The organism is Citrobacter portucalensis (assembly GCF_002042885.1).
Lineage (GTDB): Bacteria > Pseudomonadota > Gammaproteobacteria > Enterobacterales > Enterobacteriaceae > Citrobacter > Citrobacter portucalensis.
The window spans coordinates 156833-170203 of the sequence record NZ_MVFY01000011.1 but is presented as its reverse complement, the minus strand read 5'-3'; the positions used below and the strand labels follow the sequence as shown (position 1 = coordinate 170203).

At 54.3% G+C, this 13371-nt stretch carries 12 protein-coding genes and 1 riboswitch; of the genes, 5 read left to right on the top strand and 7 right to left on the bottom strand.

Going from position 1 to position 13371, the window contains the following annotated elements:
* Nucleotides 1-143: 143 nt before the first annotated feature.
* The gene (locus BZK40_RS17325) at nt 144-476 is read left to right on the top strand and encodes a DUF4751 family protein (protein WP_079935008.1); all 333 of its coding nucleotides are present in this window, start codon (nt 144-146) and stop codon (nt 474-476) included.
* A gap of 39 nt (nt 477-515) precedes the next feature.
* On the opposite strand, the gene araD is transcribed toward BZK40_RS17325, so the two are convergent.
* The 3 genes from araD to araB form a co-directional block, all read right to left on the bottom strand.
* Nucleotides 516-1211 carry an L-ribulose-5-phosphate 4-epimerase gene (gene araD, locus BZK40_RS17320; RefSeq protein WP_048214955.1) on the bottom strand — a complete coding sequence of 232 codons (696 nt, stop codon included), beginning with the start codon at nt 1209-1211 and terminating at the stop codon, nt 516-518.
* Nucleotides 1212-1308: 97 nt separating this feature from the next.
* On the bottom strand, nt 1309-2811 hold the full coding sequence (gene araA / locus BZK40_RS17315) for an L-arabinose isomerase (protein WP_079935007.1): 1503 nt from the start codon (nt 2809-2811) through the stop codon (nt 1309-1311).
* A gap of 10 nt (nt 2812-2821) precedes the next feature.
* Nucleotides 2822-4531 carry a ribulokinase gene (araB, locus tag BZK40_RS17310; protein WP_079935006.1) on the bottom strand — a complete coding sequence of 570 codons (1710 nt, stop codon included), beginning with the start codon at nt 4529-4531 and terminating at the stop codon, nt 2822-2824.
* A gap of 339 nt (nt 4532-4870) precedes the next feature.
* Between araB and araC the strand changes: the two genes are divergently transcribed.
* Both araC and BZK40_RS17300 read left to right on the top strand, forming a co-directional pair.
* On the top strand, nt 4871-5716 hold the full coding sequence (araC, locus tag BZK40_RS17305) for an arabinose operon transcriptional regulator AraC (protein WP_003829586.1): 846 nt from the start codon (nt 4871-4873) through the stop codon (nt 5714-5716).
* 119 nt (nt 5717-5835) lie between these two features.
* Nucleotides 5836-6603: a DedA family protein gene (locus BZK40_RS17300; protein ID WP_003829584.1), complete on the top strand. Its 768-nt coding sequence runs from the start codon at nt 5836-5838 to the stop codon at nt 6601-6603.
* A 97-nt stretch (nt 6604-6700) separates the two neighbouring features.
* Here the strand turns inward: BZK40_RS17300 and thiQ are convergent, their stop codons facing one another.
* The 4 genes from thiQ to sgrR form a co-directional block, all read right to left on the bottom strand.
* Nucleotides 6701-7399 (bottom strand): thiamine ABC transporter ATP-binding protein ThiQ, encoded by a 699-nt coding sequence (thiQ, locus tag BZK40_RS17295; protein WP_032942352.1) that lies wholly within the window; start codon nt 7397-7399, stop codon nt 6701-6703.
* Nucleotides 7383-8993 carry a thiamine/thiamine pyrophosphate ABC transporter permease ThiP gene (gene thiP, locus BZK40_RS17290; protein WP_079935005.1) on the bottom strand — a complete coding sequence of 537 codons (1611 nt, stop codon included), beginning with the start codon at nt 8991-8993 and terminating at the stop codon, nt 7383-7385. Before thiP ends, thiQ begins: the two co-directional genes overlap by 17 nt.
* Nucleotides 8969-9952: a thiamine ABC transporter substrate binding subunit gene (thiB, locus tag BZK40_RS17285; RefSeq protein WP_008786184.1), complete on the bottom strand. Its 984-nt coding sequence runs from the start codon at nt 9950-9952 to the stop codon at nt 8969-8971. The genes thiP and thiB overlap by 25 nt, the downstream gene beginning before the upstream one ends.
* A gap of 30 nt (nt 9953-9982) precedes the next feature.
* A riboswitch (TPP riboswitch) is annotated at nt 9983-10107 on the bottom strand.
* A 47-nt stretch (nt 10108-10154) separates the two neighbouring features.
* Nucleotides 10155-11810 (bottom strand): HTH-type transcriptional regulator SgrR, encoded by a 1656-nt coding sequence (sgrR, locus tag BZK40_RS17280; RefSeq protein WP_079935004.1) that lies wholly within the window; start codon nt 11808-11810, stop codon nt 10155-10157.
* A 99-nt stretch (nt 11811-11909) separates the two neighbouring features.
* Between sgrR and sgrT the strand changes: the two genes are divergently transcribed.
* Nucleotides 11910-12038, top strand: a complete 129-nt coding sequence (sgrT, locus tag BZK40_RS17275) for a glucose uptake inhibitor SgrT (RefSeq protein WP_020996233.1) — start codon at nt 11910-11912, stop codon at nt 12036-12038.
* A gap of 108 nt (nt 12039-12146) precedes the next feature.
* Complete coding sequence (locus tag BZK40_RS17270) at nt 12147-13325, top strand: sugar efflux transporter (RefSeq protein ID WP_003829576.1); 1179 nt, start codon at nt 12147-12149, stop codon at nt 13323-13325.
* Nucleotides 13326-13371: the final 46 nt, after the last annotated feature.

Here is a 13371-nt window from a genome sequence, read left to right as displayed (position 1 = left end):
TTTAAATAGGATTGTTATTGCTCTAAATAAGCAGTTTTAATTCAATTTCGTCGGGAAGTTCTCTGTGAATATAATTTTATTTTTTCGATGGCTTGTGCATTTTTTTGTCCTTTTGATATTAATTTTGAAAAAATGGAGTTTTTATGAACGTTCTTTCCAAACATCAGCTTGGCATTAAATATCAGAACTATATTTTATATAAAACATGGGACGGTAAGTTGTGGAATGCTGAAATTATTGAAAATGGTAGCGCTTTTTTTCACTGGCAGGGTAATGACAAAAGTAAGGGGCACAAAGATACAGTGATTAATTATCTGCTGAACGGGCAGAAGTGGCAGGCGACCATTACAGATTATGTCTTTTTCCATTGTCTGGAAGGAAATAAGGCTCATGGACACTATGATAATGTAATTGATTATATCTGTTCAAATGATTGTGTATACCAAGGTTCATTCGCCGAATATTATAGCGAATAACTATAAAGGAGCGCGTAGATTATCTGCGCGCTTATTTTTTTACTGCCCGTAATACGCTTTTGCACCGTGTTTGCGCAGGTAGTGTTTATCTAGCAGGGTTTGCTGCATATCCGGTAACTGCGGCGCGAGCTGGCGACAGAAGATCCCCATATAGGCGACTTCTTCCAGCACGATGGCGTTATGCACCGCATCTTCGGCATTTTTTCCCCAGGCAAATGGACCGTGAGAGTGCACCAGCACGCCAGGCATCTGTGCGGCGTCAATACCTTGTTTTTCAAAGGTTTCAACGATTACGTTACCGGTTTCCCATTCATATTCGCCGTTGATTTCTTCGTCGGTCATTTTGCGTGTGCAGGGAATCGAACCGTAGAAATAGTCCGCATGGGTGGTCCCCGTTGCCGGAATCGACTGACCCGCCTGTGCCCAGATGGTTGCATGGCGCGAATGGGTGTGAACAATGCCGCCAATGGTCGGGAACGCCTGATACAGCAAACGGTGTGTTGGGGTATCTGAGGAAGGTTTCTTCGTACCTTCTACAACTTCACCCGTGGCGATACTGACTACCACCATATCGTCGGCGGTCATTACGCTGTAATCGACTCCCGAAGGTTTAATCACAAACACGCCGCGCTCGCGATCGACGGCGCTGACGTTCCCCCAGGTCAGGGTGACCAGATTGTGCTTAGGCAACGCCAGATTGGCTTCCAGTACCTGACGTTTGAGATCTTCTAGCATGTTAACTCCTGAATGCCGGATGGCGCTTCGCTTATCCGGCCTACGGTGATTTGTAGGCCCGGTAAATGAAATGCCACCGGGCAATTCGTTTCGCCAATTAACGTTTGAACCCGTAATACACTTCGTTCCAGCGCAGCGCGTCCTTAAAGGCCGGCAGGCGGGTATCGTTATCGATCACCGCGATCTCGATATCATGCATTTCAGCGAACTGGCGCATATCGTTCAGATCCAGCGCGTGGCTGAACACAGTGTGGTGCGCGCCACCGGCCAGGATCCAGGCTTCAGAAGCGGTTGGCAGATCCGGTTGAGCTTTCCACAGCGCGTTAGCGACAGGCAGTTTTGGCAGGGAGTGCGGCGTTTGTACCGTGTCGATGCAGTTAACCAGCAGGCGATAGCGATCGCCGAGATCGATCAGGCTGGCAACCACTGCCGGGCCGGTTTTGGTGTTGAAGATCAGACGGGCAGGATCGTCTTTACCACCAATGCCGAGGTGCTGTACGTCGAGGATCGGTTTCTCTTCCACCGCGATGGACGGGCACACTTCCAGCATGTGCGAGCCGAGCACCAGATCGTTGCCTTTCTCGAAGTGGTAGGTGTAATCCTCCATAAATGAGGTGCCGCCCTGCAGACCGGTTGACATCACCTTCATGATGCGAAGCAGAGCGGCGGTTTTCCAGTCGCCTTCGCCCGCAAAACCGTAGCCTTGCTGCATCAGACGCTGTACGGCCAGACCAGGGAGCTGTTTCAGGCCGTGTAAATCTTCAAATGTGGTGGTGAAGGCGTGGAATCCGCCCTGTTCCAGGAAGCGCTTCATCCCCAGTTCAATACGGGCCGCTTCCAGGACATTCTGACGTTTTTCACCGTGGACTTGCGTCGCCGCCGTCATGGTATAGGTGCTTTCGTACTCATCGATTAGCGCGTTGATTTCACCGTCGCTAATTGCGTTCACTACCTGCACCAGATCGCCCACGGCCCAGGTGTTTACCGAGAAGCCGAACTTGATCTGCGCAGCGACTTTATCGCCATCGGTGACCGCAACTTCACGCATGTTGTCGCCAAAACGGCAGACTTTCAGGTGGCGGGTATCTTGTTTGGACACGGCCTGGCGCATCCAGGAGCCAATGCGTTCGTGCGCTTGTTTATCCTGCCAGTGACCGGTGACCACGGCATGCTGCTGACGCATACGCGCGCCGATGAAGCCGAACTCACGACCGCCGTGCGCAGTCTGGTTCAGGTTCATAAAGTCCATATCAATGCTGTCCCACGGCAGTGCGGCATTGAACTGGGTGTGGAACTGCATCAGCGGCTTGTTGAGGATAGTCAGACCGTTAATCCACATTTTGGCCGGGGAGAAGGTATGCAGCCAGACCACCATCCCTGCACAGCGATCGTCGTAGTTCGCGTCACGACAGATAGCGGTAATCTCGTCAGGGGAAGTGCCCAGCGGTTTTAATACCAGCTTGCAGGGCAGTTTGGCTTCAGTATTCAGTGTGTTAACGACGTGCTCGGCATGTTGGGTTACCTGACGCAGGGTTTCAGGGCCATACAGATGCTGGCTACCAATCACAAACCACACTTCATAGTTATCAAAAATCGTCATTGTCGTGTCCTTAATGTGTCAGGGTTGCCAGGTCTACCGGGGCTTGTTGCGCCGGAGCGGCAGTCGGAAGGTATTGCTGTTCAGCGCTTATCGCCCATTGCTGATAGCGGCGGTAAAGCTGTTCAAAACGTTGAGCCTGCTCTGGGCGAGGTTGCAGCGTGTTTTCCACGGCGCTTGCCATCTGCTGTTGAGCGGCAGGGATATCGGCGTGTACTTTCGCGGCAACGGCGGCGAAGATAGCCGCACCGAGTGCGCAGCACTGGTCTGAAGCGACAATCTGTAGCGGACGGTTCAGCACGTCACAGCAGGCCTGCATGATGACCGGGTTCTTGCGCGCGATACCGCCAAGCGCCATCACGTTGTTAACCGCAATGCCTTGTTCGGTGAAGCATTCCATAATGGCGCGCGCGCCAAAGGCGGTGGCGGCAATCAGGCCACCGAACAGTGCTGGCGCGTCGGTTGCCAGGTTCAGATCGGTAATCACCCCTTTCAAACGCTGGTTGGCATTGGGCGTACGGCGACCGTTGAACCAGTCGAGCACGACCGGCAGATGCTCCAGTGATGGATTTTTCGCCCATGCTTCGGTGAGTGCAGGCAGCAGCTGTTTTTGACTGGCTTTAATCTGGGTCTGCAGTTCCGGATGCTGTGCGGCAAGCTGTTCCAGCGGCCAGCTCAGCACGCGGCTAAACCAGGCATAGATATCGCCGAATGCAGACTGACCAGCTTCGAGGCCAATAAAATTAGGCACCACGCTGCCATCAACCTGGCCGCAAATGCCTTTCACCGCACGCTCGCCAACGCTTTGCTTGTCGGCAATCAGAATGTCGCAGGTTGACGTGCCGATGACTTTCACTAGCGTGTTAGGCTGTGCACCTGCGCCGACCGCGCCCATATGGCAGTCAAAAGCACCGCCTGCAATCACCACACTTTCCGGTAGTCCCAGGCGCTGTGCCCACTCGGTGCACAGGGTGCCAACCGGCAGATCCGCGGTGAAGGTATCGGTAAACATTGGGTATTGCAGATGGCGGTTGAGGATGGGGTCGAGTTCGTCAAAGAAACTGGCTGGCGGCAGACCACCCCAGCTTTCATGCCACAGAGATTTATGCCCGGCGCTGCAGCGACCGCGACGAATATCCTGTGGGCGTACGGTGTTGGAGAGCAGGGCCGGAACCCAGTCGCATAGCTCAATCCACGAAACCGCAGCCTCGGCAACTGCGTGGTCCTGACGAGTGACATGCAGGATTTTGGCCCAGAACCATTCGCTGGAATAAATGCCGCCGATATAGCGGGAGTAATCGATCTTGCCCGGTGTGTGGCACAGGCGGGTGATTTCTTCGGCTTCTTCTACTGAGGTGTGATCTTTCCACAGGACAAACATCGCATTCGGGTTTTCCGCGAACTCCGGACGCAGCGCCAGTACATTACCGTCTGCATCAATGGGGGCCGGGGTTGAGCCGGTACTATCAACGCCAATACCGACCACTTCCGCGCGCTGCTCAGCGCTCAGTTCGGCCAGTACGGTTTTCAGCGCCGCTTCCATGGATTCAATGTAGTCGCGCGGATGATGGCGAAACTGGTTGTTTGGGCCATCGCAATACTGCCCTTCCTGCCAACGTGGGTACCACTCAACGCTGGTGGCGATCTCTTCGCCGGTGGCACATTCCACCGCCAAAGCGCGTACTGAATCACTACCAAAATCGAGGCCAATTGCAATCGCCATCGTCTTACTCCATCCAAAAATACGGGTATGGATAAACAGTAGTGAGTAGCGATAAAAACCGTCAGGCAGGATCCGCTAATCTTATGGACTAAAATGCTGTGGCATCACAAAGTGTGACGCTGTGCAAATAATCAATGTGGACATTTCTGCCGTAGTTATAGACACTTTTGTTAGCCGATTTTGACGTTGGCGTAGTACATGTTTTTTACAAAGAGCTTTTCACAAGCGGGGTTGGTGGTCCATTGCCGCAAATACAGCGGCCCGCAGGGGCGACAGCGATGATGTCTGGCGTAATATGGACAAATTGTTTCTTGGCAGGACGTAGGGAGTATTGAAATTATGGCTGAAACGCAAAACGATCCCCTGTTGCCTGGTTATTCGTTTAACGCGCATTTGGTGGCCGGATTAACCCCCATTGAGGCGAACGGATACCTGGATTTTTTTATCGACAGGCCGCTGGGTATGAAGGGTTATATCCTCAATCTCACCATCCGTGGCGAAGGGGTTATCAATAATCAGGGCAAGCAGTTTGTCTGCCGGCCTGGCGATATTCTGTTGTTTCCACCTGGAGAAATTCACCACTACGGGCGCCATCCTGATGCCAGCGAGTGGTATCACCAGTGGGTTTACTTTCGTCCGCGCGCCTACTGGCAGGAGTGGCTGACCTGGCCGGCTATTTTTGGCCAGACCGGTTTTTTCCGCCCGGATGAAGCACATCAGCCGCATTTTAACGAGCTGTTTGGGCAAATAATTAACGCCGGGCAGGGAGAAGGTCGTTATTCCGAACTGCTGGCGATTAATTTACTGGAGCAGTTGTTGCTCCGACGTATGGAAGCCATCAATGAATCGCTACACCCGCCCATGGACAACCGCGTCCGCGATGCCTGCCAGTACATCAGCGATCACCTGGCGGACAGCAATTTTGATATCGCCAGCGTCGCGCAGCACGTCTGCCTGTCGCCTTCCCGTTTGTCGCATCTGTTCCGTCAGCAGTTGGGGATCAGCGTATTAAGCTGGCGCGAGGACCAGCGCATCAGCCAGGCGAAGCTACTGCTGAGTACCACACGTATGCCTATCGCCACCGTAGGTCGCAATGTTGGTTTTGACGACCAGCTCTATTTCTCTCGTGTTTTCAAAAAATGTACCGGTGCCAGTCCGAGCGAGTTTCGCGCTGGATGTGAATAAAAAGTGAATGATGTATCCTGAAAGTTGTCATAACTCGCAATCTATTCAGACAATTGATGGCTTGACGAAGTTGAGAGGGGTTATCAAAATCCCTGCTTCGTAAATTTGACGGACACATTATGCAAGCATTGCTGGAACACTTTATTCTCCAGTCCGCCCTGTACTCTCTGATCGCCGTACTTCTGGTGGCTTTTTTGGAGTCGCTGGCGCTGGTTGGTCTGATTCTGCCCGGGACCGTGATGATGGCGGGGTTGGGCGCGCTGATTGGCAGCGGCGAACTGAACTTCTGGCATGCCTGGCTTGCGGGCATTGTCGGCTGCCTGTTGGGGGACTGGATCTCCTTCTGGTTGGGCTGGCGCTTTAAAAAGCCATTGCACCGTTGGTCGTTCATGAAAAAGAACAAAGCGTTGCTGGATAAAACCGAGCACGCCCTGCATCAGCACAGCATGTTTACTATTCTGGTGGGGCGTTTTGTCGGACCGACGCGCCCGCTGGTGCCGATGGTAGCAGGCATGCTGGATCTGCCTGTCGCTAAATTTATCGTCCCGAATATTATTGGCTGCGTGCTGTGGCCACCGTTCTACTTCCTGCCGGGGATCCTGGCGGGAGCGGCAATTGATATCCCTTCTGATATGCAGAGCGGGGATTTTAAATGGTTGCTGCTGGCGACGGCGGTGTTGCTCTGGGTGGGCGGCTGGTTTTGCTGGCGGCTATGGCGTAGTGGCAAAGCGGCTGTTGATCGCTTAACGGCGTATTTCCCCCGCAGCCGTTTGCTGTATCTGGCGCCGTTAACGCTCGGGATCGGCGTGGTCGCGCTGGTGGCGTTACTGCGCCATCCGCTGATGCCGGTGTATATCGACATTCTGCGTAAGGTTGTAGGTTACTGACGATACCTTTGCCGGATGGCGGCTTCGCCTTATCCGGCCTACAAAATGTGCGACCTGCGGGCCGGATAAGGCGTTCACGCCGTCATCCGGCAACGCATTATGCTTTAATGCCCAATAGCGCCGAGGCGCTGGCGTTGCCGCTTAACAGATCGTCCGTTTTGCCCTGCCACGCGATGCGCCCATCGGCGACCACAATCGAGCGGGACGCAATTCGCGCCGCATCTTCTACGCTGTGAGAAACCATCAGTAACGTTAGCTGCTTCTCGCGACAGACTTCGGCGACCAGCGTTAGCATCTCCTGGCGCAGCGCGGGATCGAGCGCTGAGAACGGTTCATCAAGCAGTAAAATAGGTTGTTCCCGCACCAGACAACGCGCCAGCGCCACGCGCTGTCGCTGCCCGCCGGAAAGTTCGCCGGGGAGGCGTTCCAGCAGAGAGTCGAGTCCCATTTGTTGAGCGATGTGGTGCATTTTCTCCCGCTGCGATGTGTTCAGCTTCAATCCCGGATTCAGGCCCAGGCCGATGTTTTGCTGTACGCTCAGATGGCTGAACAGGTTATTTTCCTGAAACAACATGGAAACGGGACGGCGTGAGGGCGGCGTGGTGGTGTGATCTTCACCGTCAATCATCATGGTACCGCTGGCAGGCGTGAGAAAGCCGGCAATCAGATTCAGCAGCGTACTTTTCCCGGCGCCGCTGGGCCCGAGTACAGCTATTTGCTCACCGCGCGTGACCGACAGCGTAAAGCGCATAGGCAAATGGTGATACAGCCATGTGATATCAATCAGTTTTAACATTTCGACCCGGCAATTTCTCAATAACGGTAAACAGCGTAAAGCACAGGATCAGCAGTAATAACGCCGTAACCGCGCCATCCTGACTGCGATAAGAGCCAATCTGCTGATATAAATAAAACGGCAGGGTACGGAAATCCTCATTACCAAATAACGCCACTACGCCAAAATCGCCAATCGACAGGACGCAGGCAAACGCCATCGCCTGCGCCAGCGGGCGCTTCAGGGCGCGCAGTTCAACCACTTTCAGGCGCGACCATCCCTCAATGCCCAACGACTGGCACAACATACTGTAGCGCGCAGTGACGTCACGCATTGGGTTTTCCAGCACTTTCAGCGCGTAAGGGATCGCCATCAGCGCATTGGTAAAAATGACAATGCCGTCGGCAGATTCAGGAAGACCAATGGTGTTATTGAGCAGCAGAAAGAAGCCGGTAGCTAACACGATACCCGGCATGGCGAGGATCATCATGCCGCTAAGCTCCAGCATCTGGCCTGCCAGCACCTGCTGTCGGGCGCGCAGTTCACGACTGCTCCATAACAGCATCATGGTGAGTATCACGCATAACGCTCCTGCTGCTAATGCGATGCGCAGCGAGGTTCCCAGCGCCTGCCACAGCACTGGCTGCATCAGTACATCCAGAACATGGCGGTTTAAGCCATCGACAATCACCGCCAGCAACGGCGGCAGTAACAGCAACAGGGCAAGAATAATCAGGATTGCGTCAGCCAGTCGGCTGTGCAGGCGATCGTCGGGATCGCGCCAGCCTTGTAACAGGGTAGCACCGGGAGCAATCGCCCGGCTCAGACGTTGGCTGAGGAGCACCAGCGCCAAACAACAAACCATCTGGATCAACGCCAGCATGGCTGCGCGGGCAGGATCGTAATCAAAATTCAGCGCCTGATAGATAGCCAGCTCGATGGTGGTGGCCTGTGGCCCGCCGCCAAGCGACAGAACGGTGGCGAAGCTGGCGAAGCACAGCATAAAGATGAGTGCCGCGACGGGCAGGATCTGACGACGCAGCCACGGCCATTCAACAAAACGGAAGAAATGCCAGCCACGCATACCCAACTGAGCGGCTAACTGCCGCTGTTCGCCGGGAATATTCTCCAGCGACTGTAACAGCAGGCGGCTGGCCATCGGCAGATTGAAAAAGACATGCGCCAGCAGAATGCCCTGCAAACCGTATGGCGAAAACGTCCACTCCAGCCCGAATGTATGCCAGAGCGAGGCCAGCCAACCCTGGTGGCCGTAGACGCTAAGAATACCGAATACCGCGACCAGCACTGGCAGGATTAACGTCATCGCGCACAGGCGCAGCAGCGCCAGACGTCCTGGAAAACGGCGACGATAGAGCGCTCTGGCAAGGAAAATCGCCGGGACAACCGACAGCACAGCGGATAAAAAAGCCTGCCAGAAAGAAAAGCGCACCACGTGCCACAGGTAGTCGTCTTGCCACAGCGAGAGCCATTCTCCCTGCGGGGCGTTAAACCACAGTGCCAAAAATGCGGCCAGGGCAACGGCCACCATCAGCGTGGCGGCGGTAAGCCCTGGAACCAGCCAGCCGGGGATTAACGGCTGACGGCGCGTTGCCATTCGCTAATCCATGCCTGACGCTGGGCCGCAACCTGCTGCGGCGTAAATTCCAGCGCGGTGGCCGGTTTATTCAGTTGCTCGAATCCTGGCGGTAGGGCGACTTGCGTCACGGGATACATCCAGTTGCCGGTCGGAATCGCATTCTGGAATGCCGGGGATACCATAAACTTCAGGAATTTCTCGGCCAGTTCCGGCTGCTTGCTGGCCGCGGTACGGGCGGCGACTTCCACCTGCAAATAATGGCCTTCGCTAAAGTCGGCTGCGGCGTAGTTGTCTTTTTTATCGGCGATGATGTGATAGGCCGGAGAGGTGGTGTAGCTGAGCACCAGATCGCTTTCACCTTTCAGGAACAGGCCGTAGGCTTCGCTCCAGCCCTTGGTGACGGTGACGGTTTTTGCCGCCAGCTTCTGCCACGCCTCTGGCGCTTTATCGCCATAGACTTTCTGCATCCATAGCAGCAGACCCAATCCCGGCGTGCTGGTACGCGGATCCTGATAAATGACGCGCCATTTTTGGTCGCTCTCTACCAGTTCTTTCAGGCTTTTGGGCGGATTCTTCAGCTTGTTTTTATCATAAACGAAGGCGAAGTAGCCGTAATCAAACGGAACAAAGGTGTCATTTTTCCAGCCGCCGGGTACGTTAACGGCGTCGTTTGCTACACCGCTTTTGGCAAACAGTTTGGTTTGTGTGGCGGCTTCCAGAAGGTTGTTATCCAGACCCAGCACGACGTCGGCTTTGCTGTTTTTTCCTTCCATGCGCAAGCGGTTAAGCAGCGAGACGCCATCTTCCAGCGCCACCAGCTTTAGCTCGCAGTTGCAGTCAGCTTCAAAGGCTTTTTTGATTGTCGGGCCCGGGCCCCAGTCAGCTGCGAACGAGTCGTAGGTATAGACGGTCAGTACAGGTTTAGCGAAAGCAGGCGCTGCGCACAGCAGTAAAAGCGGAAGACATTTTTTAAACACTTTGCACCTCAATAGTTGGGTGGCAAAGGACTTGAGATAAGCCTCAAATCCCTTCGCCGGCATTATCCGGATCAGGTTCGACGGGTATCTCTCAGCCCATACACAGATCGAATGATCTTGTGTATGTTTTTTATTTAGCACCCCGTTGAGAACGGCGTTAGTGTAGTGATTTTGTTGCCGGGCAGCAATTAAGAGCTGGCTCTTATGGATCCGGCGGCGCAAACCACGCCGATTTAAAATCAAACCAGCCGAGGGTATTCATGCGCAGCCCGCGCATACTGCGCTGTCCCTGAATGATCAGCCAGTGGTGGATTAATGGCACAATGGCCTTTGTGGCGAGCAACTGTTGGCACCATGCTGCCAGGCTCATTTCGCCCGTTCGCCAGCGAGCCGCATCGTTTTCCCAGTCCCGCGAGATACAGTTTTGCAGCAAAGGGACTTCGCACAAATGTGCGAACAGTGAGAAGTCCAGCGGGAGGGTAAAGTTGGCGCTGTTGAGCCAGATATCGCTGACGATTTCACCTGCATGCCATTGATCGTAGTCGATCTCCTGAATATTCAACTGTACCTGATGCTGCGCCAGCAACGTTTTCATGATCTGCGCGATAATCCGGTGTTCGATATGATCGCGATAGTAGGTGATCGTCAGCGTTTCCAGCCCGGCGGGTTTTTCTCCATGGCCAGGTTTGGCGTGATGCCAGCGGGGAAGCAAACCGTAGGCGGGAAACCACAACCGCTGGTACTGTTCATCGGCGTGGCAGATTAAATTCGTTGGCGAGAGAACGCGGCTTGCCCACTCGCGAACCTCCTGGTTCGCGCCACGGTGGCTACGCGCATCAAACAACAGGTAGTAGCAACCTTCTTCGAGGCGGCTTTCGATCGCCTTTTCATCCTCTGTTGGACCTTTTAGCGTCAACCCGCCGCCAGGCTCTTCTCCGATGTCGGGTAATACCCAAACGTTAACTTCGTCAATCAGCGCCCGGTAGCCAAAGTAATCATCAAATGCATGAATTTTCAGTTGGTTATTGGTATTGCGCATTACCGCATACGGACCGGTACCAATCGGGTGGCTGGAAAAGTTGTTTAGCGTTTCCCATTCTCGCGGCAGGATCATGGCGGGGACCTGCCCCAATAGCCAGGGAAGCCAGCGATCTGGCTGGGCCAGATGGATATCCAGCGTCCAGGCCGTGGGAGAGACGATCTGCGTGATGTGTGAGTACAGTGGTAGGGCGTTAATGCGCCTCAGCGAGGCGATAACATCTTCCATTTCCAGCTCGCGGCCATGATGAAAATGGATCCCCGGGCGCAGGAAGAATCGCCAATGCAAAGGTGAAATTTGCTGCCAGTGATGGGCAATGTCCGCTTCCAGTTCCCCATTTTCCTCATTTACCCGAATTAAGGCACTGAAAATTTGGCGGGCGATATGGGTTTCGGAGCGGCGTAATGCCGTACCGGGGAGCAGGTTGTGCATCGGGCGATAATAGAGAACGCGCATGATATGCCGACCCTGGCGAAAGCTGCGGCCCAAGTGGGAGACCAGCATTTGCCGGACGGCCGTTTTGTCACCGACAAGCTGCACTAGTTGATCGATGCGATCCTGTTCCAGTAGATCTTCCGCGCGCTGCTGCTGGAGCGCCAGCCCAGTATAGAGGAATGTCAGTTGCGAGCGTTTGCCTCGTCCAACTTCAGCTTCCCACGTTAACCAGCCACGATCCTGCATGGTATTAAGCAGCGTACGCATATGGCGGCGCGAGCAGCTCAGCAGATCCGCCAGCTCGTTGAGCGTCGTTTCTTGCGTCTTGCCGTCACAGCATTGCCACAGACGGATGAACTGTTGTTGCAAACGACCAGAAGACATAAAAGGGGAACTCCTGCGGAAAACTCAGCAATTTTATAATCCCTATATTAAGCCAATAATAGATTCCGATGAAGCGATGAGACAACGAAGGGGTCATCTATGCGTCAGTTCTGGTTGAAGTACTTTACCGCGACAGAAAAATCGTCCTGGTTGGCTTGCCTGAGTGCCCCGCAGCGCTTAAAGATGCTCGAAGAGCTGATGCAGTGGGAGATGACATCTGACTCCTGAATTGGAAATTGCAGACATCATGTGTGACTGAGTATTGGTGTTAATCGCCGCGCCAGCAGGTATCATCTGCTGGCTTTTTTCGTTTCAGCTGCGCTTAAAAGGAAAGATATGCTCTGGATTATGACCATGGGACGGCGCCTCAACGGTGTTTACGCGGCATTTATGCTGGTCGCTTTTATGATGGGCGTGGCGGGGGCATTGCAGGCACCCACGCTGAGTCTGTTCCTGAGCCGTGAAGTCGGGGCACAGCCATTTTGGGTCGGGCTGTTTTACACCGTCAATGCGATTGTCGGGATCGTCGTCAGCCTTGGCCTCGCGAAACGATCCGACAGCCAGGGCGATCGACGTAAGTTGATCATGTTCTGCTGCCTGATGGCAATTGGCAATGCGTTGCTGTTTGCCTTTAATCGTCACTATCTTACGCTGATCACCTGCGGTGTGCTGCTGGCCTCGCTGGCGAACACCGCCATGCCGCAGCTGTTTGCGCTGGCGCGGGAATATGCTGATAACTCCGCGCGTGAAGTGGTGATGTTTAGCTCGGTGATGCGTGCGCAGCTTTCATTGGCCTGGGTAATTGGCCCACCGCTGGCTTTTATGCTGGCGCTGAATTACGGCTTTACGGCGATGTTTTCCATTGCCGCAGGGATTTTTGCCATTAGCCTGGTGCTGATTGCGCTGATACTGCCGTCAGTTGCTCGGGTGGAGCAGCCTGTAGACGTGCCGCTGGAACAGACCGGCGGTTGGCAGGACAAAAATGTACGCATGTTGTTTATTGCCTCCACGCTGATGTGGACCTGCAACACCATGTACATCATCGATATGCCGCTGTGGATAAGCCTCGAACTGGGCTTGCCGGACAAGCTGGCCGGGATTCTAATGGGGACGGCGGCTGGACTGGAAATTCCGGCGATGATTCTTGCGGGCTATTACGTGAAGCGCTTTGGCAAACGGCGAATGATGATCGCGGCCGTCGCGGCAGGCGTGCTGTTTTATCTTGGTTTGATCTTCTTTCACAGCCGTACGGCGCTGCTGGTGCTGCAACTGTTTAACGCGGTATTTATCGGTATTATCGCCGGGATAGGCATGCTGTGGTTTCAGGATCTGATGCCCGGACGTGCGGGATCAGCGACCACATTATTTACCAACAGTATTTCAACGGGAGTCATTCTGGCAGGGGTGATTCAGGGGGCAGTTGCGCAAAGCTACGGTCACTATGCTGTCTATTGGGTAATTGCGGTGATTTCGGTGGTGACGCTGTGGATGACCGGGCGGGTGAAGGATGTTTAGTCCGGTGCAGTCCCGGCGTTGCTGTGCTCGACCGGGCGACATTTCG

Coding starts and splice junctions, on each gene's coding strand:
- BZK40_RS17325 (WP_079935008.1), top strand. CDS start 144: ATGAACGTTCTTTCCAAACATCAGCTTGGCATTAAATATCAGAACTAT.
- araD (WP_048214955.1), bottom strand. CDS start 1,211: ATGCTAGAAGATCTCAAACGTCAGGTACTGGAAGCCAATCTGGCGTTG.
- araA (WP_079935007.1), bottom strand. CDS start 2,811: ATGACGATTTTTGATAACTATGAAGTGTGGTTTGTGATTGGTAGCCAG.
- araB (WP_079935006.1), bottom strand. CDS start 4,531: ATGGCGATTGCAATTGGCCTCGATTTTGGTAGTGATTCAGTACGCGCT.
- araC (WP_003829586.1), top strand. CDS start 4,871: ATGGCTGAAACGCAAAACGATCCCCTGTTGCCTGGTTATTCGTTTAAC.
- BZK40_RS17300 (WP_003829584.1), top strand. CDS start 5,836: ATGCAAGCATTGCTGGAACACTTTATTCTCCAGTCCGCCCTGTACTCT.
- thiQ (WP_032942352.1), bottom strand. CDS start 7,399: ATGTTAAAACTGATTGATATCACATGGCTGTATCACCATTTGCCTATG.
- thiP (WP_079935005.1), bottom strand. CDS start 8,993: ATGGCAACGCGCCGTCAGCCGTTAATCCCCGGCTGGCTGGTTCCAGGG.
- sgrR (WP_079935004.1), bottom strand. CDS start 11,810: ATGTCTTCTGGTCGTTTGCAACAACAGTTCATCCGTCTGTGGCAATGC.
- sgrT (WP_020996233.1), top strand. CDS start 11,910: ATGCGTCAGTTCTGGTTGAAGTACTTTACCGCGACAGAAAAATCGTCC.
- BZK40_RS17270 (WP_003829576.1), top strand. CDS start 12,147: ATGCTCTGGATTATGACCATGGGACGGCGCCTCAACGGTGTTTACGCG.